Source organism: Microbulbifer maximicatervae (SeqCode) (assembly GCF_052467225.1).
This window is the reverse complement of record NZ_CP174303.1, coordinates 3,865,299-3,890,670: the sequence shown is the minus strand read 5'-3', so window position 1 is coordinate 3,890,670 and position 25,372 is coordinate 3,865,299. Positions and strand designations below refer to the sequence as shown.

The 25,372-nt window shown below is 49.9% G+C and carries 19 protein-coding genes; 10 read left to right on the top strand and 9 right to left on the bottom strand.

The window, feature by feature from the left end; translation table 11 throughout:
* The first annotated feature begins 95 nt into the window (after nucleotides 1-95).
* Genes ACJJIZ_RS16770 through ACJJIZ_RS16760 form a run of 3 tightly spaced genes read left to right on the top strand, consistent with a single transcriptional unit; the run spans nucleotide 96 to nucleotide 4,333 of the window.
* Nucleotides 96-1,481: an MFS transporter gene (locus ACJJIZ_RS16770; protein ID WP_444914191.1), complete on the top strand. Its 1,386-nt coding sequence runs from the start codon at nucleotides 96-98 to the stop codon at nucleotides 1,479-1,481.
* Nucleotides 1,482-1,521: 40 nt separating this feature from the next.
* Nucleotides 1,522-2,901, top strand: a complete 1,380-nt coding sequence (locus ACJJIZ_RS16765) for an MFS transporter (protein ID WP_444914190.1) — start codon at nucleotides 1,522-1,524, stop codon at nucleotides 2,899-2,901.
* Between the two features lie 52 nt (nucleotides 2,902-2,953).
* Nucleotides 2,954-4,333, top strand: coding sequence for an MFS transporter (locus tag ACJJIZ_RS16760; protein ID WP_444914189.1), 1,380 nt, complete (start codon nucleotides 2,954-2,956; stop codon nucleotides 4,331-4,333).
* Nucleotides 4,334-4,354: 21 nt separating this feature from the next.
* On the opposite strand, the gene ACJJIZ_RS16755 is transcribed toward ACJJIZ_RS16760, so the two are convergent.
* Nucleotides 4,355-6,502 carry an alginate lyase family protein gene (locus tag ACJJIZ_RS16755; RefSeq protein ID WP_444914188.1) on the bottom strand — a complete coding sequence of 716 codons (2,148 nt, stop codon included), beginning with the start codon at nucleotides 6,500-6,502 and terminating at the stop codon, nucleotides 4,355-4,357.
* A 265-nt stretch (nucleotides 6,503-6,767) separates the two neighbouring features.
* On the bottom strand, nucleotides 6,768-9,383 hold the full coding sequence (acnB, locus tag ACJJIZ_RS16750) for a bifunctional aconitate hydratase 2/2-methylisocitrate dehydratase (protein WP_444914187.1): 2,616 nt from the start codon (nucleotides 9,381-9,383) through the stop codon (nucleotides 6,768-6,770).
* Between the two features lie 304 nt (nucleotides 9,384-9,687).
* Here acnB and ACJJIZ_RS16745 point away from each other — a divergent pair, with 304 nt between their 5' ends.
* Nucleotides 9,688-10,137: a DUF1289 domain-containing protein gene (locus tag ACJJIZ_RS16745; RefSeq protein ID WP_413662547.1), complete on the top strand. Its 450-nt coding sequence runs from the start codon at nucleotides 9,688-9,690 to the stop codon at nucleotides 10,135-10,137.
* A gap of 43 nt (nucleotides 10,138-10,180) precedes the next feature.
* Here the strand turns inward: ACJJIZ_RS16745 and ACJJIZ_RS16740 are convergent, their stop codons facing one another.
* Complete coding sequence (locus ACJJIZ_RS16740) at nucleotides 10,181-11,116, bottom strand: hypothetical protein (protein WP_444914186.1); 936 nt, start codon at nucleotides 11,114-11,116, stop codon at nucleotides 10,181-10,183.
* 219 nt (nucleotides 11,117-11,335) lie between these two features.
* Here ACJJIZ_RS16740 and ACJJIZ_RS16735 point away from each other — a divergent pair, with 219 nt between their 5' ends.
* Together ACJJIZ_RS16735 and ACJJIZ_RS16730 are read left to right on the top strand one after the other, a co-directional pair.
* Entirely contained in the window at nucleotides 11,336-11,962 is a 627-nt protein-coding gene (locus ACJJIZ_RS16735; RefSeq protein ID WP_444914185.1) for a MiaE family protein, read from the top strand.
* A 1,934-nt stretch (nucleotides 11,963-13,896) separates the two neighbouring features.
* Nucleotides 13,897-14,163, top strand: a complete 267-nt coding sequence (locus ACJJIZ_RS16730) for a hypothetical protein (protein ID WP_444914184.1) — start codon at nucleotides 13,897-13,899, stop codon at nucleotides 14,161-14,163.
* Nucleotides 14,164-14,465: 302 nt separating this feature from the next.
* Here the strand turns inward: ACJJIZ_RS16730 and ACJJIZ_RS16725 are convergent, their stop codons facing one another.
* Nucleotides 14,466-14,726, bottom strand: coding sequence for a DUF3081 family protein (locus ACJJIZ_RS16725; protein ID WP_413662543.1), 261 nt, complete (start codon nucleotides 14,724-14,726; stop codon nucleotides 14,466-14,468).
* Between the two features lie 70 nt (nucleotides 14,727-14,796).
* Here ACJJIZ_RS16725 and ACJJIZ_RS16720 point away from each other — a divergent pair, with 70 nt between their 5' ends.
* From ACJJIZ_RS16720 to ACJJIZ_RS16710, 3 genes are all read left to right on the top strand, one after another.
* Nucleotides 14,797-15,261 carry a DUF3429 domain-containing protein gene (locus ACJJIZ_RS16720; RefSeq protein ID WP_444897790.1) on the top strand — a complete coding sequence of 155 codons (465 nt, stop codon included), beginning with the start codon at nucleotides 14,797-14,799 and terminating at the stop codon, nucleotides 15,259-15,261.
* A 54-nt stretch (nucleotides 15,262-15,315) separates the two neighbouring features.
* Nucleotides 15,316-15,945, top strand: coding sequence for a malonic semialdehyde reductase (locus ACJJIZ_RS16715; protein ID WP_444897789.1), 630 nt, complete (start codon nucleotides 15,316-15,318; stop codon nucleotides 15,943-15,945).
* Nucleotides 15,946-16,019: 74 nt separating this feature from the next.
* Nucleotides 16,020-17,000 (top strand): hypothetical protein, encoded by a 981-nt coding sequence (locus ACJJIZ_RS16710; RefSeq protein WP_444897788.1) that lies wholly within the window; start codon nucleotides 16,020-16,022, stop codon nucleotides 16,998-17,000.
* An 18-nt stretch (nucleotides 17,001-17,018) separates the two neighbouring features.
* Here ACJJIZ_RS16710 and ACJJIZ_RS16705 read toward each other — a convergent pair whose 3' ends face one another.
* Complete coding sequence (locus tag ACJJIZ_RS16705; RefSeq protein WP_444914183.1) at nucleotides 17,019-17,474, bottom strand: DUF2269 family protein; 456 nt, start codon at nucleotides 17,472-17,474, stop codon at nucleotides 17,019-17,021.
* Between the two features lie 129 nt (nucleotides 17,475-17,603).
* Here ACJJIZ_RS16705 and ACJJIZ_RS16700 point away from each other — a divergent pair, with 129 nt between their 5' ends.
* Nucleotides 17,604-18,074: a YpsA SLOG family protein gene (locus tag ACJJIZ_RS16700; protein ID WP_444914182.1), complete on the top strand. Its 471-nt coding sequence runs from the start codon at nucleotides 17,604-17,606 to the stop codon at nucleotides 18,072-18,074.
* A gap of 2 nt (nucleotides 18,075-18,076) precedes the next feature.
* Here ACJJIZ_RS16700 and adiC read toward each other — a convergent pair whose 3' ends face one another.
* Genes adiC through ACJJIZ_RS16680 form a run of 4 tightly spaced genes read right to left on the bottom strand, consistent with a single transcriptional unit; the run spans nucleotide 18,077 to nucleotide 25,332 of the window.
* A complete protein-coding gene (gene adiC / locus ACJJIZ_RS16695) occupies nucleotides 18,077-19,558 on the bottom strand; it encodes an arginine/agmatine antiporter (RefSeq protein ID WP_444916217.1) in 1,482 nt (493 codons plus the stop codon).
* Nucleotides 19,559-19,566: 8 nt separating this feature from the next.
* Nucleotides 19,567-21,870: an Orn/Lys/Arg family decarboxylase gene (locus ACJJIZ_RS16690; RefSeq protein ID WP_444914181.1), complete on the bottom strand. Its 2,304-nt coding sequence runs from the start codon at nucleotides 21,868-21,870 to the stop codon at nucleotides 19,567-19,569.
* 41 nt (nucleotides 21,871-21,911) lie between these two features.
* A complete protein-coding gene (locus ACJJIZ_RS16685) occupies nucleotides 21,912-23,624 on the bottom strand; it encodes a thiamine pyrophosphate-dependent enzyme (protein ID WP_444914180.1) in 1,713 nt (570 codons plus the stop codon).
* Between the two features lie 25 nt (nucleotides 23,625-23,649).
* Nucleotides 23,650-25,332, bottom strand: coding sequence for an FMN-binding glutamate synthase family protein (locus tag ACJJIZ_RS16680; protein ID WP_282932184.1), 1,683 nt, complete (start codon nucleotides 25,330-25,332; stop codon nucleotides 23,650-23,652).
* Nucleotides 25,333-25,372: the final 40 nt, after the last annotated feature.

Below are 25,372 nucleotides of genomic sequence, written 5' to 3'. Positions count from 1 at the left end.
TATATAGATTTCTGATCGCGAATTGAGGCTTTTGCCGGGGTGGATGTTGGAATAAATACACCATACTGGATATAAAATACCTGTAGATTTAATCGATGGCATCCAATGAAAGCTCTTTAACTCCCACTCACTACTGGGGGCTCTTTGCCCTGCTACTGGCGGCATTTCTTCTTGCCAATGATTATACGGCGTTTTCGCCGGCACTCCCGGCAATTCAAAAGACATTCAATGTCGATATCACCACCATTCACTGGGTCGTTAACGCCTATACCCTGGTGTATGGTGTTTTGATTGTGTCTACGGGCAGGATGGCTGATATCTATGGTCGTCGGCGAATGTTTATTACCGGCATCTATATCTTTACTGCATCTTCCCTTGTAGGTGGATTTGCGGGAAATATAGGAACGCTATTATTCGCCCGTGCATGGATGGGTTTGGGGGGAGCCTTGGCCTGGGTTGCCATCCTGGGTATGGTTTTCTCCCTCTTGCCCAGGGATAAGGCCGGGCTGGCCGGAGGATTGATTCTCACTACAACGGGGTTGGCCAATGCCAGTGGCCCAGTGATTGGTGGTCTGTTGGCTGATTTTGCCAGCTGGCGCTGGATATTGTTTATTAATATTCCCATTGCTTTGCTGGTTATTCTTCTGTGTTGGAGCAAATATCCTCCAGCTAGTACGCAGAGAAGCAATAAGAAAATTGACTATTGGGGTGTTATTACCCTCTGTGGGTCTTTATTTAGTTTCCTCCTTGCTATGGATCTGGTGGTTCAGTATGGCTTGTCCCACTTCTATGTGTGGGGCCTATTGGTACTGTCCATATTTCTCATGATATTTTTTGCTGTTGTTGAAACTGTTGATCCGAGTAACGCGCTAATTCCTGGTGAGTTGATAAAGAATAGAGGTTTTATCGCCGCTGGACTCAGTATGTTCTTTGTTGCTATCGCATTTTTTGCAACCCTGGTTTATATCCCGCAGCTATTTATCAGGGTGAAGGGCTTTTCTGCCTTTGGGGCTGGGTTGGCGTTGTTACCATTAATGGTCAGCTCTGGTGTTGTAGCCTATATTTCAGGCGCTTTATACGAGCGCTTGGGCGCCAAGATTTTGATTTGTGCTGGTGCTTTGGGTATGTGTGTAGGGTTGTTTCTACTGTCGGTTGTGGAGCCCCAAGCATCTTATATTAGTTTCCTTCCCGGGCTTTTGATAGTGGGCAGCAGTATAGGCATATATAGCCCTACGATTGTTACAGCGGCAATTAGCGTAGTTGAGCCCAGTGATTCCAGTTTGGCAGGGTCGATTATCTATATGTTTAAATTTGTGGGCGGGGCCCTTGGGTTGGGAGTTAATGCGACTTTACTGGCTATGGCTCCCAACATCGCTGTTGGGATTGAGCGGGCCTTTGTGGTTGATGCTTATCTGGCACTACTTGGATTCCTGATTTCCTTGGTTTTCTTTTCTGGACTTTCTACAAAAACGATTCGTTAATGGTAGCTATTTTCACTGAGAATAAGCCGAGTTTTTAGGTATGGTTGATAAAAAGCCCTCGGTGAAAAGTAATCTATATCTTGGTCTAGGCGCGCTGTCCCTGGCCATCTTTCTTGTGGCCAATGATTTCACTGCATTTTCGCCGGCACTGCCTGTGGTTGAACAAGAGTTCCAGTCAGATCTTACTACGAGTCAATGGGTAATTAGTGCTTACGCATTGGTTTGCGGTGTGTTGATAGTTTCAGGAGGTCGTCTGGCTGATATGTATGGTAGGAGGCGAACATTTATAGTCGGGTTATTAATTTTCATGTTTTTCTCGTTTTTGGGCGGAATTGCTGGAAGTATGGGAATGCTATTGGTTTCCCGTGCATTTATGGGGGCGGGGAGTGCGCTGATTTGGCCGTCTGTTTTGGGGATGATGTACAGTCTGATGACACCGAAGAATGCAGGGTTGGCCGGTGGACTGATTATTACGATATGCGGTATAGCAAATTCTGTAGGGCCATTAGTGGGAGGTTTCCTGGCTGACTATATCAGCTGGAGATGGATTCTATTTATTAATTTACCACTTTCTCTAGTGGTTCTTTATCTTTGCTTCAGAGTGATTCCACCAGATTCGTTAAATGTGCCTAAAGATAAGTTAGATTATCGAGGAGTTGCTCTACTGTCATCGGCACTATTCTCTCTTCTGCTTGCTTTCGACTTTGTAGTCGATGTGGGGTTTAAAAACTATCTGGTGTTTGGACTGTTTATGGCTTTTTTTCTCTTGTTTTGCCTCTTTATATTGGTTGAGGGGAGAGCAGCTGAGGGGGCATTAATCCCTCCAGATGTAGCAGGAAACAAGTCTTTTGTCACTGCAGCCTGTGTCGCTTTGTTAATTGCCCAGTTCTTCTATGCGGGGTTCTTTTTTATCCCGCAATATTTAAGTAAAGTCCATGGAGCTTCTGCAACAATAGCAGGTCTGGGATTGGTTCCACTTATGTTGGCATTTAGTGTATTTGGTTTTGTTGCTGGTAATGTCTATAAGGTGCTGGGAGCCAAGCTAATTGTCTCCATAGCAACACTATTAATGGCTTTAGGTTTATATATGCTGTCTCATATCTATCAGGACGGTCAATATATTCGCTTGGTTCCCGGGTTGTTAATTTTGGGGGCGGGTATTGGCTTATTCAATTCTACTATAATCACGTTTGCAATATCGGTTGTTGATCCGCGCCGAGCAAGTTTGGCCGGAGCAATAATCTTTATGATTCAAATAGCGGGTGGTGCAGTGGGGTTGGGCCTGAATACCACAATAGTCGCAATGGCTGGTGATATATCTTATGGGATTAGTCAGGCATTTACATTAAACGCATACTTGGCGATGTTATCTTTTATTATTTGCGTTTTATTTATAGGGTCTAAGGAAGAAAAAGCTTAACGTCATTTTGTATGTCAATTGGTTTATGTATATGTAAGTACAGGTTTACGCAATGGAAAGACAAGAGGGTCTCTTAGATAAGAATTTATACCTTGGAATGTTGGCTCTGTCTCTTGCCATTTTCCTTGTCGCCAATGATTTTACGGCCTTTTCTCCCGCGCTGCCGGCAATGGAGCACGAGTTCCACTCTGACCTTACAACGACCCAGTGGGTCATTAATGGTTACGCCTTAGTCTTTGGAGTACTGATTATTTCAGGTGGTCGCCTTGCCGATATGTATGGCAGGAGGAGGGTATTCTTTATTGGAACCCTGCTATTTATGGCGTTCTCACTTATCGGTGGGATTGCAGTTAATATGGGAATGTTATTGATATCCCGGGCACTGATGGGGATTGGAGGGGCTATGATGTGGCCGTCGATCCTGGGTATGACCTATGGCCTGATGACTGAAAAGCGAGCGGGTTTGGCTGGAGGGCTGGTGATTACTGTTTGCGGTATTGCCAATTCAGTTGGACCACTGTTGGGTGGTGCGCTGGCAGATTATGCCAGTTGGAGATGGATTTTCTTTATTAACCTGCCGGTATCAGCAGTTGCCTTATATGTTTGCTGGAGAGTGATTCCTGATGACTCTCCAGAAGCTTGTGATGAACGTATTGACTATGCCGGAATCACTTCGCTGTCGATGGCTCTATTTGCCTTGCTGTTGGCGTTTGATCTTGTGGTTGATGTCGGTTTCAAAAGCCCATTGGTCCTCGGCCTTATCGCTGCCTTTTTCTTACTTATATGCTTGTTTAGTCTCGTTGAGAAGCGAGTTGGGGCTCAGGCGTTGATTCCACCGGATGTGGCTGGGAATAAACGGTTTGTTTTCGCCTCTATTGCTACGTTATTGATTTCAGCACTTTTCTTTGCGGGATTGTTTTTTATTCCCCAATTCTTAACCCATGTTCGAGGTACCTCGGCGATGAAGGCGGGGATGGGGTTGATCCCTATGATGCTCTCCTTTAGCGTTTTCGGCTTTCTGGCAGGGAAGCTATATGATGTGATTGGAGCAAAGAAGATAGTATCGGCAGCTACTTTATTGATGACGCTGGGAATGTATCTTCTATCTCATATCCACAAGGATACTCAATATATGTCTTTGGTTCCTGGCCTGGTGATATTAGGTGCTGGTATTGGTTTGTTCAATTCCACCATTACCACTGTGGCTATAACGGTTGTTGATAACAGTAGAGCGAGTTTGGCGGGTGCAATCATTTTTATGTTTCAAATAGCGGGTGGTGCCGTAGGATTAGGGTTGAATACTACGATAGTGGCGATGGCCACTGATATGCCATCGGGTATTGAACATGCATTTACTGTAAATGCATATCTGGCCATGTTTGCTTTTATTATTTGCATTTTATTTGTCGGGGATAAAAAGCCTGAAGTTTGATTTTAATAATCTATCCGTTGTCTATCTTTCCGTTTCAGTTGTTAATTGATCGGCAGCCTTTAAAGGTGAAGTTTGTGCTTCTTTGTCGAGGTTCCAAAATGGGAAAATTCCCGTTTCGATTGGGAAAACAGGTTTGCATTGGCTGATTGGTACGGCATTAAGTTTTATTTTTAGCTCTCCATAATGTTGTCTATAGGCATAGACTATTGGGATCAGTCTCTGCCGGTCGAAATGCTTGGGGCCCTTGTGGTTTTCGAACGCTTGTAGAAAATTATTTATTCCCTGCTGGATGCCAGCCCCATTTCTTGCTGTGAAGTTCCAGAGATTTTCATCAATTGTTTCTGCGAGACTAGCAAGATAAATCCATGATTGAAAATTGAGGCATTCATAATGAACACTATTTTTACTCTTGGTTTTCGATACTTGGTTATCAGAGTGATCAAACTGCTCTAATATTCGGAAGCGGGAGTCCCTGAGAGTTTTTCTGGCAGCTTGTATTTGATTGAGATAGAGCGCTAAAGCTACAACTTGTAAATCATACTGTGTGCCAAGATGCCCAAGTTTTGGACGCATTGATTGCCCGCGATGACTATCTATCAACCAGCTAAGGTATTGCTCCAGATGGTAGTCTAATCGCTCAACTCCTATCAGACGAATCTGCTGTTCTTGTTTAAGTTCTTTTAAAGTGCAGAGGGTGTGGACCAGTAGGTTGGGATTTACAGATTGTAATTGTTTGCTGTATTTCGTTTCATGTTTGTTGGGGAATAGTTTGATGAGGCTATTGTCGATAAATTGAATGAATTCCGGCTTCGAGCAGTGGGATTGGGCAAGGGCGACAATGGTCAAATCCTGAAGCAGGCTGTTAATCGAACTGGGCCGCGCCCTCTGTTTTTCTTTTACCGATCTTTGCGTGGCCTCTCTTAATAGCATTAGATAGGAAAGGTCGCACCTGTTTACTGTGGCCAACTTGCTGGCAGGGGCGCTTGTATCGGCGGAAAAGCTGGAATCATCGAGTTGATCCAGCATGGCAAGGATAGCTTCAGAGCGAGTTGTTCCTCGATCCCGGCTGGACTGCTGATCTGTTCGCTCCAGGTGCGGCTTTCCGGAAAATAGTCTGGCTACCCAGCCTCCCTGAGTATAGTGACCTGCGGCTTCAGAGTAATCAGGGCAGGGGAGATCCCATGGGAAAATCGCCCACTCATCCCATTTCCCCGATACGCCTAGCCGCCATAAAAGTTCAACCTTGGGTCGCCTGCCATAGCAGTAGCGGCTATCAAATACCTCTGTACTATCAGATCGAAATACTATTTGTGGCTCTTCAGTGGGAGTTGGTTTGAAGTTCTCACATAGAATGGATTGGTTATCCAGCAGTCTTGTCATTGGAATAACATGGTAGGGGTAGGCGTTGTTGTTGAGTACTTGTTGCTTTATTGCTTGCCAGGCTTTTGGTGTTACGAAGCAATTGCCGTCCCAAGGTAAAATCCAATCTGCTTTTGATTTGCCGTCCTGGAGGGCGAGATTTCGGGCCCCATTATTGTTCATTACATAATTATTTTTATAGCGGTAAAGGCTCAGCTCTGCCTGAACAGCTAAGTCCTGGCGTAATCGTAGCCCTTTTAATTTATAGGGGGCATAGCTGATGGGGTGATCGAGAATATTCCACTCTATTTTTCGGTAGTCGTCCCAGCTAAAGGGGATTCTGAGAAAGGTTTGTTGATAGTCGCCGAGCAGTTTAATAATGGCTGCTTCTTCATTAGGGTCGACTATTCGATTGAGGATAAATATTTTTTCGCAGTCGTCGAGTTCAGGCTCATGCTTCAAAATAAATTCAAGATTCTTGCGGGACTGTCCCACACTATGCCGGGGAGCTAAGTCGTTGCCGATGACTCTGTAGAGAACAAAGGTCTGGGTTCTATTTGTTGTGGCTTTATGAGATTTGACTGGCGTAGTTTTGGGGTAGGGGGAACGACTGCTCGGATAGTGGAAATTGGGAAAATGGCGATACCTTCGCATAATAATATTGGCTAGGCGCCTGGCATATTTTAGGGTTTTTCTTTTTAGCTTTTGAGAAAAGAATATGCAGCGATCTCGCCACCTTATCCAAAAAGTGTGCTCACGGAGTGATGTTGTTTCCTGTTCGGAAGATAGCTGTTTTACGGGCGTTGGCATGGAAGCGTATTCTTATAGTTAGATATAGAGAAATCTAGTGAGTGCTCATTGATTGCTGACGGAAAGCCGGCAATCAAATTTTGTTCTCGTGATTCGGAGTTAATTATAGTCGGCTAGATTCTAGAGCTTGGTGTCGAGCCATGTAGACGTAAAGTGCGCCAGCTTAAAAGCTATTTTTTTGTGCTGGGGCAAGCTGAGATCTTTCCTATAGGCAAAAAAAAGCCCCGCTAGTTAGCGGGGCTTTTCGTCTGGATCAGGCTGTCAATTAGACATTCACTTCCTGGATCTCAGTCGCTGCGATGCGCTTGCCTTCTTCGGCAGACTTCTGGAAGTCTTCAATCTGATCGAAGTTCAGGTAGCGGTAGATCTCGCTGGACATGGAGTCCAGGTTCTGTGCGTATTCCTGGTACTCAGCCGGAGTCGGCAGTTTACCCAGGATGGCGCCTACAGAAGCCAGCTCAGCGGAGGTCAGGTACACGTTGGCACCATCGCCCAGACGGTTGGGGAAGTTACGGGTAGAGGTGGACAGTACGGTGGCGTTCGGTGCCACACGCGCCTGGTTACCCATACACAGGGAACATCCAGGCATCTCGGTGCGGGCACCGGCAGAACCGTAGATGTTGTAGTAACCCTCTTCCATCAACTGGTGCTCGTCCATCTTGGTGGGCGGGGAGATCCACATGCGAGTGGAGATGCCACCTTTGTGTTCTTGCAGCAGTTTACCGGCAGCGCGGAAGTGACCGATGTTGGTCATACAGGAGCCGATAAAGACTTCGTCTACCTTGTCGCCAGCAACGTCGGACAGCAGGCGAGCGTCGTCTGGATCGTTAGGAGCACATACGATCGGTTCTTTGATCTCGGCCAGATCGATCTCGATCACTTCCAGGTATTCGGCGTCGGCGTCCGCTTCCATCAGTTTCGGGTTGGCCAGCCACTCTTCCATGGCGCGCGCGCGGCGCTCCAGGGTACGCTTGGAGCCGTAACCTTCAGCGATCATCCAGCGCAACAGGGTTACGTTGGAGCGCAGGTACTCAGACATGGTGTCTTCGGACAGCTTGATGGTACAGCCAGCAGCGGAGCGCTCGGCGGAGGCGTCGGACAGCTCGAATGCCTGCTCTACAGTCAGGTCTTCCAGGCCTTCGATCTCGAGGATGCGGCCGGAGAAGATGTTCTTCTTGCCTTTCTTCTCAACGGTCAGCAGGCCCTGCTTGATAGCATAGAGAGGAATGGAGTGCACCAGGTCGCGCAGGGTGATGCCGGCCTGCATTTTGCCCTTGAAGCGCACCAGTACGGACTCAGGCATATCCAGCGGCATAACACCGGTAGCGGCGGCGAAAGCTACCAGACCGGAACCTGCCGGGAAGGAGATACCCATGGGGAAGCGGGTGTGGGAGTCACCACCGGTACCTACGGTGTCCGGCAGCAGCATGCGGTTCAGCCAGCTATGGATGATGCCGTCAGCCGGGCGCAGGGAAACACCGCCACGGTTCATGATGAAGTCCGGCAGGGTGTGCTGGGTGCTGATATCAACGGGCTTGGGGTAGGCCGCAGTGTGACAGAAAGACTGCATTACCAGGTCGGCGGAGAAGCCGAGGCAGGCCAGGTCTTTCAGTTCATCGCGGGTCATGGGGCCAGTGGTGTCCTGGGAGCCCACAGTGGTCATTTTCGGCTCGCAGTAGGTGCCCGGACGGATACCTTCAACGCCACAGGCTTTACCAACCATCTTCTGCGCCAAAGTGTAACCTTTGCCGGTGTCGGCAGGTTGCTCAGGCTTGCGGAACAGCTCGGAAGGTGCCAGGCCCAGGGCTTCACGGGCTTTGCCGGTCAGGCCGCGACCGATGATCAGGTTGATACGACCGCCAGCCTGAACTTCGTCCAGCAGTACGTCGGACTTCAGTTGGAATTCAGACAGGACTTTGCCGTCTTCGGCCAGGATCTTGCCGTCGTAAGGGCGGATCTCGATAACGTCGCCCATGCCCAGTTCGTCAACGGGGGCTTCGAATACCAGTGCACCGGCATCTTCCATGGTGTTGTAGAAGATCGGGGCAACTTTACCGCCGATACAAATACCGCCACCTTTCTTGTTGGGCACGCCAGGCATTTCTTCACCGAAGTACCACAGCACGGAGTTGGTGGCGGACTTACGGGAAGAACCGGTACCTACTACGTCGCCAACGAAAGCAACGGGCAGGCCCTTGGCTTTAACTTCTTCGATCTGCTTTAGCGGACCGGTAACACCTGCTTCTTCTGGCTCCAGGCCGTCGCGCTTCATTTTGTACATGGCCAGCGCGTGCAGGGGAATGTCCGGACGGGACCAGGCATCCGGTGCCGGAGACAGGTCGTCAGTGTTGGTTTCGCCAGTTACCTTGAATACGGCAACTTTGATGCTCTCGGGTACTTTGTTGCGCTTGGTGAACCACTCGGCGTCTGCCCAGGATTGCATTACCGCTTTGGCGAATTCGTTGCCAGCTTTGGCTTTCTCTTCCACATCGTGGAAGGCGTCAAACATCAGCAGAGTGCCTTTCAGCTGCTCGGCAGCCAGTTCGGCCAGATCTTTGTCGTCCAGCAGCTCGACCAGGGTGGAGATGTTGTAACCGCCCAGCATTTGGCCCAGCAGTTCTACAGCGTGTTTGCGATCGATCAGCGGGGATTCTGCTTCACCTTTGATAATGGCGGACAGGAAACCTGCTTTAACATAAGCGGCTTCGTCAACGCCCGGCGGAACGCGTTGGGTGAGCAGGTCAACCAGTTCCTGTTCTTCGCCTTTTGGCGGATTTTTCAGCAATTCAACCAGGCCGGCGACTTGCTCGGCGTCCAATGGCTTTGGCGGAATGCCTTGTTCGGCGCGCTCGGCGACGTGTTTGCGATAGGCTTCAAGCACTGATAAGTCCCTCTTGGTGTGTGGGGTGGCACCTACAGCGGGTGGAATTCCCGGTCTATTAACTGTCAGCCGGGATTTTTTTTTCGAGGCCGCTGATGGCGGGGGGCGAATACTACAGGAAAGCCCTACAGCTGTTAAGTTTATCGAAAAATCAATAATTTAAGTGAATTATGACTATTTGCTAGGTGAATTTTAGTGGTTTGGCAGCTGGTACTTCCCCCCTTTTCTTGGCGGCGGAAACAAAATAGGCTACGCGCAATTTGAAGGCCGCGCGGGCGGCATAAATAGGTTGGTCGGATAGTTAATGTATAAGAAGGTTCGCACGCCCTGTATCGGTGTTTGCTCCACGGGAATTGGCGATGATGTTTGCCGTGGCTGCAAGCGCTTTGCACACGAGGTTATTGATTGGAATGCCTATAGTGAAGAACAGCGCCGAGTAATTGCCGAGCGCCGAGAAGGGTATTTGGTGAACGCAGTACGCAGCCAGTTGGAGATCGTGGATCGCGAGCTGCTATTGGAGCAGCTTCATCACCAGCGGGTCCGTTTTGATGAAAGTCAAAATCCCTACTGTTGGGTGTTCGAACTGTTGAGGGCAGGGGCCAGCCAGATATCAGACCTCAAGGCTTTTGGGTTGCAACTCACTGCACAGGCGCGCGGCGTCCCACTGGTGGAAATTCGCCGCCTTATCGATGAGGATTTTTACGCACTGTCTGTCGCCTATTACCAGCGCTATGTGGCGCCTGGTATTACATAGGAAGGTTCAAAAGTTGATGGCAGCTCCATTTGAGAGCCTGGGTTTAGCGCTGCTGGCGCAAAAATACTCTGAGCGCCGGTAGAAAGGGCTCACTGGCGATTGCCAGATCCCGCCGCTGGCGCCGCCGACTCAAGCTCGGTTGGTGGTCAACTCGGGTGAATTCAGGCAGTTGCCCGGCTTCGTTGGCCTCTACCAGAATCGGCATGGAGGAATAGCCGACCTGATGATATTCCTCTTCCTCACCTAGCTCGTGCCCATAGAAGATTTCCGCTACCTGGAGATTAGGGCGACTCTGTACCTGCACCTGGCGTAAATCCTCCTGCTGGCTTTTGTGTAGCCCGGCGAGTAGCTGGCGCTGATATTGGATACCGGGATCGGACCCTTGGGGGTCGAGCTGCACCAACTTCTTTTCACACCATTTCACCGTGACCTTGCGAATAGATTTACGCGCCTTGATCCATGAAAGGGTGATGGCATCCGGCCGCTTCGGGCACATCAATACTAGGCGGTAGCATTGGCGTAGATGTGCGCGGGGGTACCCAGCATCCGCAAGGGTTTCCCGCACAGTGCGATCCTGCTCAGCTACTGGCCGCTCTGCTAGGGCGCTGCGAAGTTCGGCAATAGCCTTGGCAAAGATCTCTTTGTGGCTATTGAGTTGTTGGGCAAGCTCAAGGGTTTTGGTCGGTACCGCCAATAAACCTGGTACCTGTAAAGTAGCGCGGGCATCTCCTCCGGCGCTAATGGGCTCCAGATAGTCGAGTTGCGAGTAGAGAGCGCCCGACAGTGAATAGGGGCGTTCAAAGCTCTGATTGAGACTGAGTGCGGCATCCTGTGCGAAAGGGGGCTGAAGTAGATAGTGCTGCCAGGGTTTCTCGGCATTTTGCAGCAATTCCAGGGATTCTCTCAGGGCTTGGGCGGTACCATGGACATTTTCTAATAGCGGTGGGATAGCTTTTGCCTGGGTTCTGTAGTCATTCATCAGATATGCCGGATAAAAAGTGATTTTATATTAATGCACTTAATAAATCGTTATCAAATTGATTGTATTTATCACTAGGGACCTTCTTGGGTAATTGCTGCCAGGCTCTGTCAGTCGGTGAAGTAGTACCCGCTGGCGGTTTAATAGTGGGCGTTTGTGGCTTGGGGCCGCTATAATCCCGCGCCAAGTTATTTTGCTCCGGTTAAGTTTGTTCGCCCTATGAATGCTCAAATCCCAGATCTGTCCGCTATCAATGAATTCCTGCTGTGTCCCACGCCCGATGCCTGGGTGGAGGCGGCATTGAAGGAGCCGGAAATGATGCTGATCGATCATGCCAACTGCGAGAAAAAAGCGGCGGGTACTGCCCTGAACCTGATGTTTCGCTATCTGAATGACTTTGAGCTGCTGAACAAAATGTCGCGTCTGGCTCGCGAAGAGTTGCGCCACTTTGAGCAGGTGCTGGCGATTATGGAGAAGCGCGGCATCGCCTATCCCCACGTTAGTGCCTCCCGCTACGCAGCCGGTCTTCGCGCTGAAGTGCGCAGCGCAGAGCCGGGGCGTTTAATTGATACGTTGATTTGTGGCGCTATTATCGAAGCGCGTTCCTGCGAGCGCTTTGCACGGATTGCACCTCAGTTAGATGATGAGTTGCAGAAGTTTTATCTCTCCCTGCTTAAATCTGAGGCGCGTCACTTCCGCGATTACCTGCATCTTGCCCAGAAGGCTTCCGATGAAGATATTCAACCTAGGGTTCAGGTGCTGCTGGAGAAAGAAAAGGAATTAGTGGAAGGTAGTGATGGACAGTTCCGCTTTCACAGTGGTGTGCCGGAGAGTGCCGGGCAGTAATTCTCGCTTGGCCTGCTAAGGTGGCTCAGATTTACAGGAAGCTTTCGAATTGATGTTTATTGGCTCCAAGCTTCCTGATTCTTTAGTGATAACACCAGAATTCTTGCTGCCTAAGCTCACTATATGGGGTCATACCGGCGGTAGCGCTAATCGTTGGTTATAGAATTATCGTAGGGCTGCTTGGTAATTCTGTTACCTTTACCCGACCCGACCCGACCCGACCCGACCCGACCCGACCCGACCCTACGTTTGTGCCCTAAAAATCAGCACAGGTCTCTTTGGGATCTCGCCGGTACAAGTCGATATCGACTGATCAAACGCTATAAGTAAGCTGGGTGAGCGGTAGTAAACTAATACTAATGGGTATTTGTAAGCTGTACTATCGTAAGCTCGCTAGAAGATCAAACTCGTACACTAGGGGCTGTTCATCAATACCCTGTTGGCCACAATCTTGAAAAAGGTATGTACTGCACAGTGATTTCTACTGACCATCCTTCCGTAAAAATTATAATTTAAAGCCAATGTGTGGAAGTACAGTTTTTGAGTACCGCCTTTTGAAGGTTTAAGTGCCGTTTCTTAATTAACTTTTATTTTCAATCAGTTATTCTGTAATCAGAGAGCATAAGTGGTTTATGGGCATCTTTGTCTGAGTGATTTAAGGAAGACGAAAGTGGCTCGTTGGATGCTTTTTTGTAGTGCATTAAGGGCTAATGAAACTGCTTAAAGACATATTAAGAGAGGGATACTAGGCAACGGGCTAATTTCAGGAAGTTTTTAGGCTACCTGAGAAATGCACCAAAACGGGAAAGCCTGGGGCGGTAAACCTATTGGTGTTACTGCAGGGGCCGCATTCGACGATCTTGGAGCACTGAAGATTGAGGAGCGTAATGATCAGTCAGGATGATTGTTATGGTGAGTTTGTACCAGGTAGTCCGGAATTTCTCCCCTCCTCCCCCCAAAAAAGTAAGTAATGGAAAAACTATCTTTCATTTCCAAGAAATATACAGATATCGAGAGAAGCACAGAGGCAAGGCTATCCCGTGCTTTACTCAATAATTTTGCACAAGATCTCATAAAGCAAAACGGTATTCACGGTGGGGTTGATCACTTAGACGCCGTAGTATTTTAGTTTGCAGAAAATATAAAGATCTTGGGACGCTCTCCAGTAGATATGACCATGATTTACATTTATCCTTGGCGAGAAGGTTGTATCAATAAAGCCATTAAAGAATCCTGTTAGGGTGTGAGGCTATTTGGCCTTACTCGAGAAGGACTGAAAAAAGACATGGCAAGCTTCCAACTTTACTCTGGCGAAAAAGGTTATATTTTGCCGTTTGAACATCAACATAGCTAACTCTGAATCAGTATTGATGCTCAAGATGATCTTTTGTGTGACCAATGATGTTGCTAGGAGCAAGATATTTCAAAGCTGTAATTGTTTATTGGCTCCTGAGGATGTTAAAAAATATTTGCATGCAATGAAATGTAAAGGTTGATATTAAAGGGGAGCTGGGGAGATGGTGTTATTTGGGACTGGTGTTTGACGAAGTATCTGGTTATAGATAACCAACTATTGGATTTTTTAAACACAATTCTACCATGTTGGCAGGTGGTGGTCCTCTGCTTTTAGCCGTGGCAGAAAAGTACTAGGCGCGTCTCCCAGTGATAACACTGAACCTTTTGGAGTTGTTGATGCTTTTTAGGTTTCAGGGAGGTTGAATATGATCCGGAAGATATTGGCAACCGCAAGTTCAATCTTGCTGGCTACTTTGTTCCGTCAGGGAGTTATGCCTAGGCTGATCTCGCAGGTATTATTTCGTTCATGGAAGCTATTAAGGTTTCATATGAGATTTTTAAGTTTAATCTAATAGGTTTGAAGGCTGTTCAAATATCCATTAATGTGGATATTCCAAAAATAGGGAGATTTTTGGAGGATGGAAAGAAGGAAAGAAGGAAAACTTGATCAATTAGGAGGAATGTTAATGAAAGTTATATATAAATTGTTTTTTATGGTCTTAACTATCAGCGTATGTTTTGCTGGCTCAATACATGAGGATGTGATTCACACTCAAGTATCTGAAGAAGGGAAAACCATTTCAGCAGATATGTTAATGGCTGGAAGTGATGTGTCTGGTGGAGTGACGGATAGTGTTGGTTATATTCTTGGGGCAATAATTAAAATTCTACTAGGGGAAGCTTAAGATTTAGCCCAGCGGACTTTGGGTGAAATGATGGGTCAATGTTTCGCTGGGCTTCAAAATTCTGTGCCACCCGCGTAAGTCCATAAGATGATCGATTTATCTGGAAGGTAGCTGCGGTAGTATTAGGCTGTAATTTTAAACCGGATGCGTTGGGTTTTCTGAGATTTTTAAGCTTGGTGGCGGATAGTGTCCCCATTTGTGCTTACGGTGTTCTTTTAGTGAATATCGAAAAGTTGCTCTCAATGTGTCTCATTTTGGTGTTTAAAATTTACCTCTATTTGAGGTTTCTAGGTTCTTTTCTCTTATCCTGAATCAAGCTTTTTCAATAGCCGAATAAACTCTTCGAGCTCTTTGCTACTGGTGGAATCCACAGAAAATTTATTGTGGAAAAATATGGTGAGTTTTACTTTGGGGGAGTTGATAAAAACCGTATAGCCGTCAAAGTCAGTGCTGACTGCCAGCCCCTGGTAATGCCATTCGTTACCTTCCTTGCGCCCCTCCTTTGTCGCCCTATCAAACACCCGCAGCGCTTGTTTGACGTCAATCTTCTGTTCGGCATCCATTGCTGCTTGCTCCTGCCGCTAAGCTTGTTGTTTGAGACGAAACTGTCTTTGACTTGGAAGCTTAGACGACATGGACACTGACATCCATCACTACCCACCAGTAGATACGCGGCTGTTTGACTGGCTGGCTTACCTTGGTTTGATTCCATTTGTCGCAGGAATCATTATGCAGTGGTTAGGGTTTTCCCTTTGGGGAGTGACTCCGCGCCTGCTGTTCACCGCCTATAGCGCGGTGATTCTGAGTTTTCTTTGCGGTGTTTGGTGGGGCGCTGCACTCAATCAAGTGGGGCATCCGCACAGGATGATTTTAGCGCTACTGAGTAACCTGGTGACATTGGTGGGGTGGGTGGCGCTGCTGATGTTTCGCACCACTTGGGCATTACCGGTATTACTAATTGCTTTCGGTTTTGTGGTCTGGGCCGAGGCCCGGTTGAACCCCAATCTGCCCGGGAGGGATCAGTATTTCCGCACCCGCAGCATCGTGACCTACCTGGTGATGGCCTGCCATCTTCTAATGATTCTGCTGCTCCTTTGAAATGCCTGGCGCAAACTAAACTGTTACCAGCGAAGTTATTTTGGGGTAGCTCTTATGCAACCTGTTTCCTCTGAGTTGCTCGACCAGTTGTTCAACAAAGCCCGAACATATAGTCATTGGCAGGATAAGCCGGTTTCAGAAGTGGTTTTGAAACAGCTTTACGACCTAGTCAAATTCGGACCTACAAGTGCTAATTGTTGCCCTATGCGATTGGTGTTTGTTGTAAGTACGGAGGCTAAGGAGCGGCTCAAGCCAGCGCTTAATGAGGGAAATATTGAAAAAACTATGCGGGCTCCAGTGACTGCCATTGTTGCTTACGATATGCACTTTTATGAACACCTTCCGAGGCTCTACCCCCAGACTCCTGCGCGGGAATGGTTTGCCGATAGCCCCGAATACGCCGAGGTTACCGCATTTCGCAATGGTTCCTTGCAAGGAGGCTACTTTATTTTAGCTGCGAGGGCCCTGGGGCTCGATTGCGGCCCAATGTCGGGGTTTGATAACGCATTAGTTGATGAGGAATTCTTTAGTGACAAATGCTCAGCACCGGCTTTTCTGCCGGAGCACTTCCCCGATTGTCATATTAAGTCCAATTTCTTGTGCAATCTTGGCTATGGCGAAACTGACAAATTATATCCGCGCAACCCTCGGTTGGATTTCGATGAAGTATGCAGAACTCTGTAAATTGTTGCGTTTAACATAATTCGTATTTGTTAATGCGGGTTAATGGCAGTGGATTAAGAATTAGGTGTGCTTAAGTGGTTCTTAAACGATCTCAGCGGTTGATGGACTCGGAAGAACATTTTTTACCAAGGCAGGAAGGTGCGCTTTATGAGTTGTTTGGCCGGGACATTAGCAGAGCTGTGATAGAACGATTTTTGTCGATGCAAGATGCAGAATACTTCCGCTGTGTCGGTTCGGGAAATTCCGGTATCTATGCCGCAGATCAACTACTGATTGATTGCTACGCAAAAAAAATTAACGAACAGGCAATCCTCGATGAAAAATTGTTGTTTAGTCGAGAAGAGTTGGAGCCGATTATTCAGGCTTATAGAGCGGAAAAACTCTATATGAACCTCGAAATGGAAGGCACAGCGCTGCCACACGATGTGATTACCACTGAGGAATTTGTCTTACATCTCCAGGCAACCATTCTTAAGGCGTTAGAGAAAAAGCGGGATGCTGATGATTTTGTCGTGGTTATCCCAACCACCAGCTACAAGGGAGAACTTATTCCCAAGGCCATTTGCAGTAAAGCCAAGTTGAATGATGAGACCTTTGAGCGTCAGTTTCAGTTGGGGCTTGTTCGCAATCAGCACTTACAATATGTCCTAAGTAAATCTTACTTGTGGACTCTGGCACATGCCTGGCCCTTTATTACGGGTTCGGAAGTGGGGGAGGGGCTGTTTAAAGGGGTGGTATTTCGGCAGTTTGATCTAGGTTTTGGCACCATAGCCTCGGATCTCGATAGTGATACCAACGTCTTTGTGATTACAGATGCGAGTTGCACAGGCGGCGAGGCAGAGCATATTCGCAGTCGTCTGTTGAGAATGGACCGGCATGAGCGTTCGGCAATTATTATTCCATTGTGTAAGAAAGAAGCGATACAACGTTTGGATAAAAGCGCGGAGGGTAATGCTGAAATTGTGTCCGGCGTTATCCTCGATGACTTCAAGCGGCAGTGGAAAGATGTTGGTCATCGAGCGAGCTATAAGACCCTCAGGGGACCAGAAAAGTAAGGGGCCAGGTATGAGTCCCTAGAGTGCCGGTTTGGACACCATCAGATAGACAATGGCAACGGTAATGGGAAAAGCTATAGCACCGAGCAGGCACCAAGCCATCATTAGCTTGCGCAGTTTGTCTATATCGCCGTCTTCTTTGGCATGTTTACGCAGCTGGTACTGAAGGTAAACAACCGGTAGCCACAATAAGAACACGGTTGCGCTGAGACCGGCGGCCAATTGCAACCAGGCTTGCAGCATCCAGCTTGGGTTAATCATTAGCATACCCACTGCGCTACCGAATAGACCAATTACCGCCGATCCGGTAAATATCCAGTCTGCCCGTACCGTTTCCCGACTGACCCACTGAATAACTTGGGCATTTCCGGAAAGCCAGCCTCTTAGCGTGTACCAAGCGATGCCGGTCCCCGTACCGAGGACGATTATGGCGCAGAGGATATGCAGTGTTTTCAGTATCAGATAGTAATTCACAGCGTTGCCGGCCAGACTAGAGTCGGAGATAAATTAGTGGCTGCGATCGTTAATTTCAATGCCAATTATCGCTGGTTTGATATCTGCTAACTCGAGCTAGTAGGACGATAAACGATATGGGGGAGAAAAGTGATCTTCCGACCGGAGAAAATAATCAGTGGAGGTCAGACAGGGGCGGATACCGGCGGCTTGCTAGCGGGGCAACGCCTGGGAATTGCCACCGGTGGCATAGCACCACAGGGTTACTGGACTGAGAGGGGTGATCGGCCGGATTTTCTGAAAGGGCTTGGGCTGATTGAAAACACGTCCCCGAATCTGGAAGAGCGTACTCGTGAGAATATCCGCAACTCCGATGCCACGGTTATCTTCACAACCAATCCCAGTAGTGATGGCACCCTGTTTACTATTGAGTTCTGCCAGGCATCGGGAAAACCACACTTGGTAGTCAATCCGACAGATGCCGATCGAGTACAACTGGTGCGCGACTTTATCCTCAAGAATCGTCCGCAGACGCTGAATGTGGCGGGTAACCGTGAATCCAACTCCCAAGGGATTACTGAAATTACCGCGGAAACCATCGAGGGGGCGCTAACCCGCTGAGTCTAGGGTTCAATGTGCCTTTCATGATGATGACCTGAGGGGTTGGGTGCGCGCAGGCGCAATTCCAAGTCCGGGTATTGCCCCACGGAAAACCAGAAGAACAGGCACAGGGCAGCAATTGTGGCAAAGAGAGTAAAGTAGTGAACCCAGGCTGGTTCTGGCCCGCCAGGAAGAAAATGTTTTTCTTCAACGCTGCGACGGCGATTTAAAATTAGCGCATAAAAAATGACTGTCGCAATCACAAAGATCAGGGACCAGCGGGTTTGTTGCCCGTCAGATCCCACCAGGGCCACAAGGCAGTACACCGCTGCAATCAGCAAAATCACAGTAAACAGTCCGTACTGCTGAGGCGGCATTTTGCCGTAGGCCAAAACCCGCAAAGCTACCGCTGAATAGATATAGGGGATCAGTGTCATAATCACAGCGACAGAGGCAATTTTGCCAAACTGCTGGCTGGCCGTTGGCGATATAGTGGTAAGTATCAATACAGACATCAGCACGGCCACCAGGGTTAATCCGCCGGTAGGCACGCCTTTGTTATTGGTGCGGGCAAATAGTGCTGCAAACAGGCCATCATCTGCCGCCGCCTTGGCAGACTGGCCCACCAACAGTATCCAGCCGCCCAATGAACCGATACAGCCAATAGCGGCGCACAGGGCTACGACATTGGCCGCAGTATTTCCCAGTGCCAGGCGAGCAGCATCGGCAAAGGGGGCGGAGGAGCTGATTAATTCCTGGTTCGGCAGCATCCCCATAATGACCGATGAGCTGAGTACATAGGCGATAGAAGCCAGGATTACCCCCCCAACGGTCGCGATGGGGACGTTCTTGATGGGGTCTTTTACCACTGCGGCGGATACAGAGGCGGTTTCCACTCCAATAAAGGCCCAGAGCGTGAAGGTCAGGCTGGCCATAATGGCACTGGGGTCGCTCTTGCCTGAAACATTCCAGCTGCTGGTAAAGTTTTGCTGGTCGAACCAGAACCAGCCAAAAATAGCGGTGCCGAGGATTGGAAGCAAAACCAGGCCGGTGGTGAGGGATTGAATGCGACCGACGGTGCGCGGCCCCAGTACATTGGCGTAAGTCAGCAGCCAGACCATGGCAACCTGGGCCATGGCAAAAGTCAGTGGGTCTTTTAACGGTGGAAAAAAATGGGTCAGATAGCCCAGGCCTGCAGTAATCAGCGCAACATTACCAATTACATTGGCCAGCCAGTAAACCAGGTTGGTTTGGTAGCCAATGTAATCGCCAAAAGCGCGGCGGGCATAGGCGTAAGGGCCGCCGGCTGCGGGATAGATAGCGGCGAGCTTGGCAAATACCAGGGCCAGGGAGATAGCGCCGACAATGGTTATCAACCAACCAATCAGGGAAATACTGCCGACTGCAGCGAGATTGGCGGGGAGCATAAAAACCCCGGAGCCCATCATATTGCCTGCAACCATCAGGGTTGCGGGGACCAGGCCTATTTTATGCTCCTCTTTGATAGGCGAGCCTATGGCGAGTCTCCCCGCAGGGCGTAAATATGATAGTGGCCGTCCCGCACCTCTACTCCGTGGTTATCGTGGGTAAAGCCTGGAAATTGCTGGTCGAAGGCTTCCAGAGTTCTCAAGTAAATCAATGCCGGACTATCTTCATCGCCAAAGTTTTCGCCGGGCATTAACAGAGGAATACCTGGAGGGTAGGGTACAACGCCTGTAGCTGCGGTACGTCCCGGTAACTTGCTTAGCGGAAGCATTTCCACATCGCCGCGAACCAGGGTTTCATAAGCTTGTACCGGACTGAAGTCAGCTATAGGTAAGGCTGAAAACCCCACAGACATTTGCACTGTGGTTTGCAATTTTTTCATGGAAGCAAACATATTGTCTGCTAGGTCGCGCAGCCCGATATTGCGATAGGCTGGGGACTTTTTTAAAAGGTTTGGCAGACATTCACTTAAGGGCCGGTTGGCATCAAAGTCGCGCTTAAAGGCCAGTAAAGCATTGATAAGAGTGCCCCATTTACCCTTGGTAATACCGATAGAAAACAGGAACAAAATCGTAAAATCGGTAGTTTTTTCCACGATAATGCCGAGATTGTCCAGGTATTTACTGACGATGTTGGCAGGTATTCCAGATGAAGACAGTTTGCCATCAGGGTTTATCCCTGGGGTGGTAATCGATACTTTAATCGGGTCCAACATGCAGTAATCTGGCTCAATATCACCAAATCCATGCCATGACTCGCCGGGGTCTAATAACCAGCAGCTGGGCTCATGACACAGGAGCTCTGCTGGGGCGCTGTGAAAGGCGTAGTTGTGCCCGTTACTGGGGTCGGTGACATGCTCAGGCTGCCAACCTCCGAAGAACCACTCTTCTTTATCGCGATACTCCTGTTGCAAACGGGACAATACTTGTCGGAACGCTACGGCCTCAGCAATTGACTCCTCTGTTAATGCTTTTCCACCCGGCCCATCCATCATTGCTGCGCTCACATCATTGGAGGCCATGATGGAGTAAAGTGGGGAGGTTGAGGCATGCATCATAAAGGCTTCATTAAAGCGCCCATGCTCAATGGGTTTACGCCCATCGCGAATGTGAATCATTGATGCCTGGGACAATGCGGCGAGTAATTTATGTGTTGACTGAGTAGCAAATTTGCTCGGGCCATTTTTCGTGTCGGCTTCGCCCAAATCGTACATTGCGAAGCGATCTCGATAGATAGGATTAAATCGAGCGTATGAGTACCAGGCTTCGTCAAAGTGCAGGCGATCAACGGACTCGCCGAGAAGTTCTTCCACTCTGCGCACGTTGTAACAGAGACCGTCGTAGGTGGAATTAGTAATGACTGCGTGAACGGCACGGGAGTTTTTGGCGTGCTTGGACAAAGGGTTTTGCCGAATAGCATTGGCAACAGAGCTGGCCGTCAACTGTTGGGGAGGGACAGGGCCTATGAGGCCGTAGTTGTTGCGTAGTGGAATCAGGTAGGTTGGAACTGCACCTGACATGGTGATAGCGTGTTCAACGGATTTATGGCAGTTTCGATCGCACAGAGCCAGTTGCCCCCGGGTAACCGATGCCATCAATATCACTCTATTCGATGTCGAAGAGCCATTGGTTACATAGTAAGTGCGATCCGCACCAAATACTTTTGCTGCATATTGCTCTCCCTTGGCAATGGGGCCCGAGTGATCCAAAAGCGATCCCAGCTCTGTTACAGAAACAGACAGGTCCGAGCGCAACATATTTTCCCCAAAGAAATCGTAAAAAGCGCGACCCGCAGGGGATTTGAGAAAAGCTGTTCCCCCAGTGTGGCCGGGTGTATGCCATGAATATTCATGGACCCGGGCAAAGTGGGTCAGGGCGCGAAACATGGGGGGAAGAATGGCGTGGCGGTATCTTTCAATCGCACTCTGGATGCGACCGCCGATAAAGGTCGGGGTATCTTCCAGCATCCAGATAAAATCGTTGGCTAATTCCAGGGCCCGTCGCGGCATGGTGCTGACAGTCTGCTGATCTGCCAGAAGGAATACCGGCATTTGGGGATTGCGGGCGCGAAGTTCTTCCAATACAACCAGGGCGGGGCATTCCGCTTCACCGGGCAGGGTCCAATTAATCAGCAGGCATTGGATTGCGGTGTTAGTGCTCAGTATGGCGCAGGCATCACTACCGCTGGTGGTTGTTATTACGTCAATTTTTCGCTCTGATAACTCTGCCTGTAGCCTCATGGCGGCGCGGCCGGGAGCGCTGTTGTCGTCGACTTCACTGCTGGCGATCAGGGCCAGCATGCTGTTATGGCGTTGCTGTCCGAAATGATGCATGAGTGCCGCACAAACCTTTTGTTGTGGCCTGCTAAAAAGTCTCAGCGCAGAAAATTGTCTCGCAAAAGATCTACCACCTCATCTGCGCGGCCGTTGAGTATTGCCTTAAGCCCGAACAGTGCGGTGGAGGTGACTTGCTGCGCCGTAACTTCCGGCGGCATCACCAGTTCCACGCGGTTTGTCGGTACGCTGAGTAGTGCCGGCCCGTCAGTAGCGAGCCAGCGCTTCATGCTGTCCTCAAGCTGATCCGCACTCTCGATACTGGCACCGCTGATGCCACAAGCTTCGGCAACGCGGCCGAAGTCCGGGTTATGTAAGTCGGTATAGCTGTCGAGTAGCCCCTCAATGCGCTGTTCCATCTCTACGAAGCCGAGGGAGTTATTGTTAAATACCAGGACTTTTAATGGGATTTTTTCTTGCACCAGTGTCAACAGGTCTCCCATTAACATGGTCATACCACCGTCGCCGCACATAGCGATGACCTGGCGCCCGGGGTAGGCTTTGGCCATGCCCAGGGCTTGGGGGTAGGCGTTGGCCATGGTGCCGTGGGAAAGGCTGGTGAGAAATGAGCGTTTGCCGTTGGCAGTGAGATCGCGGAGCATCCAAACCATACAGGCGCCGCCATCGGCGGTGAATACGGCATCCTCATCGGCCAGCTTGTTGAGTGTCTGGGCGACAAATTGAGGGTGGATCAGGCTGGGGTCTTTCTCTTTGCCGCGGCTCTTCATCTCTTCCCGATCTTTTTTGTATCGTTCGAGAAGGTCATCGAGGAAGGTGCTATCGGTGCGGGCCTTTAATCGGGGCAAGAGGGCTTCAATGGTGGGACCCACATGCCCTACCAGGCCCATATCCACAGGAGCGCGTCGCCCCAGGTGCGGCGCTTCCGCATCAATTTGAATAATGGTGGCTTTTTCCGGGTAGAACTGGGTGTAGGCAAAATCGGTGCCCAGGCACAGTAACAGGTCACAAGTCTCCATGGCCCGGTAGCCTGCGGGATTGCCGAGAATCCCGGTCATGCCCACATGGCAGGGGTTGTCGTATTCGAGAAACTCTTTCGACTTGGTGGTGTGGGCAATAGGAGCAGCCAGGTGTTGCCCTAGTTTTACTACTTCATCGTGAGCGTGACGGCAGCCGATACCACCGTAAATAGTGATATTTTTTGCGGCGTTGATTTTCTTTGCCAGGGCGTCGAGCTCAGAGTCAGACGGACGCGCTAGCCATTCAGGGCGATGTACCGACCAGGGCAGACTGTCTTTGCTCTTCTCCTTGAACAAATCGCCGCTAATTTGCACTACCGCGACTCCACCGCGAGTAAGCGCAGTTTGTGCAGCCTGCACAATCATTCGACGGGCTTGTTCCGGGTGGGACATAGTTTCACAGAAGACCGAACACTGTTCGTAGAGCTTTTGCTGGTCCACTTCCTGTGGATAGCCGAACCCCTGTTCCGCACGGTCGATTCGAGAGGCAATCAGTACCACCGGGGCGCCATTGCGATGGCTTTCAAAAATGCCGTTGATAAAGTGCAGGCTGCCGGGCCCGGCAGTTCCGGCGCAGACGCTCAGCTCACCGGTAAGGTAAGACTCACCCCCAGCGGCGAAAGCGCCCACTTCCTCATGGCGCACATGTATCCACTCCAAATCGGAAGTGCGCACTGCTGATGTGAAGTGATTGATGGTATCGCCGACAATGCCGTAACACCGTTTGGCGCCGGCCTTGACCAGTGTATCGACAATAATTTCTGAAACGGTCTGCATAGCAGTCTCCACAGATTGGGTGGGGCTAGCGGTTAATAGCGCGGCGGATTGACGCGTACTTGCCTTCTTCGAGCTTGATCGCAGGCTGAAAACTGTCTGCCTGTGCGGCCAGCCACCAGTGCCAGTAGGGCGTATCTTCCGGTGCGTCTATTAAGGAGTTGGTGTCGAGAAAATGCCAGATACGGTCTATCGGCCTGGATTCAGCGCCGTTAATTCGGTGAACCAGGTGGTAGGGCTTCAGGTCCCGGGGATCGGTAAGTCCTGCACCGGCCACTATATCCCCCAGTGCTTCGAGAGTTTTTGCCTGGAAAGCAGCCGCCCTTTTACTCTGCACATCCACCACCAGCCCGCGCTGGCGCCGAGGATCCTGGGTGGTAACACCAGTTGGGCAGGTATCCGTATGGCAGCGCTGGGACTGGATGCAGCCCACGGAAAACATAAATGCCCGCGCCGCATTGCACCAGTCAGCGCCAATGGCCAAGCACTGTGCCAGGCCGGACGCGGAATAAACCTTGCCGCTGGCAGCCAACTTCACTTTATCTTTCAGTCCCGCCCCTACCAGGGCATTGCGTACGATAATCAACCCTTCCAGTAGCGGCATGCCCACGTGGTTGGACAGCTCCAGCGGCGCTGCGCCGGTGCCGCCTTCGGCGCCGTCCACAACAATAAAGTCCACCAGTTTCCCGGTCTCGTGCATGGCCTTCATAATGGCCATCACTTCGTAGATGTGTCCTACACAAAGTTTTATGCCTACCGGTTTGCCGCCGGAGAGTTCGCGCATCTGCTCGGCGAATTCAAGCATTTCAATGGGGGTGGAGAACATGGAGTGCGCGCGAGGGGAGACGCAGTTCTGCCCGGGTGTAACCTTGCGGGTGGAAGCGATCTCCTGGGTAACTTTGGCGCCGGGTAAAACCCCACCGTGCCCAGGTTTGGCGCCTTGGCTCAATTTAATTTCCGTCATTTTGACCTGATCGTTGCAGGCCTCGCGGAATAGATCCGGGTTAAAGCTGCCGTCATCGTTGCGCGCACCGAAATAACCGGTACCCAATTCCCACACTAGGTCGCCGCCGTGCTTGCGGTGATAGGGGCTGATACCTCCCTCACCGGTATCGTGATAGAAGCCGCCAATTGAGGCTCCCTTATTCAAGGCTTCTACTGCGGCAGCGGACAGAGCGCCAAAGCTCATGGCGGAGATATTTAACAGGGCGGCGGAGTAGGGCTGTTTGCAGCGGCCCGTGCCCACTTCAGTACGGCAGGAAGTGTCTGCATTTTTTTCGGGCTTCACTGAGTGAGTGAGCCAGGTATATTCCTCGCTCTGCACATCTTTTTCAGTGCCGAACGGATGCATATCGGAAAAACCTTCAGAGCGGGCGTACACCAGTCGTCGGGCTTCAATGCTGTAAGGGCGCCCCTCCTCATCACCCTCGACCATATAGGCGCGGAAATAGGGACGCAGATTCAGAAATATCCAGCGAATGCGGCCGGCAACCGGGAAGTTCCGCGTAATGCTCCAGTGGGGTTGGAGCATATCGTAGATTCCCAGTAGTACCAGTGAAACGCTAATCAGTAGAGCCACCAGCCACCAGGCGCTATCTGTAAACGTGAGCACCAAGAAGAATGGGGTCAGGATAAGAGCGGTAATGGGGATAATTGCGCGCTTTATACCATTCCGGCCGGAATAGGCGCACCAGGGGTTGGAGCTACTCATAAAATCAGGTTCAGCATCGTTACATAAAGTTCCGATACTG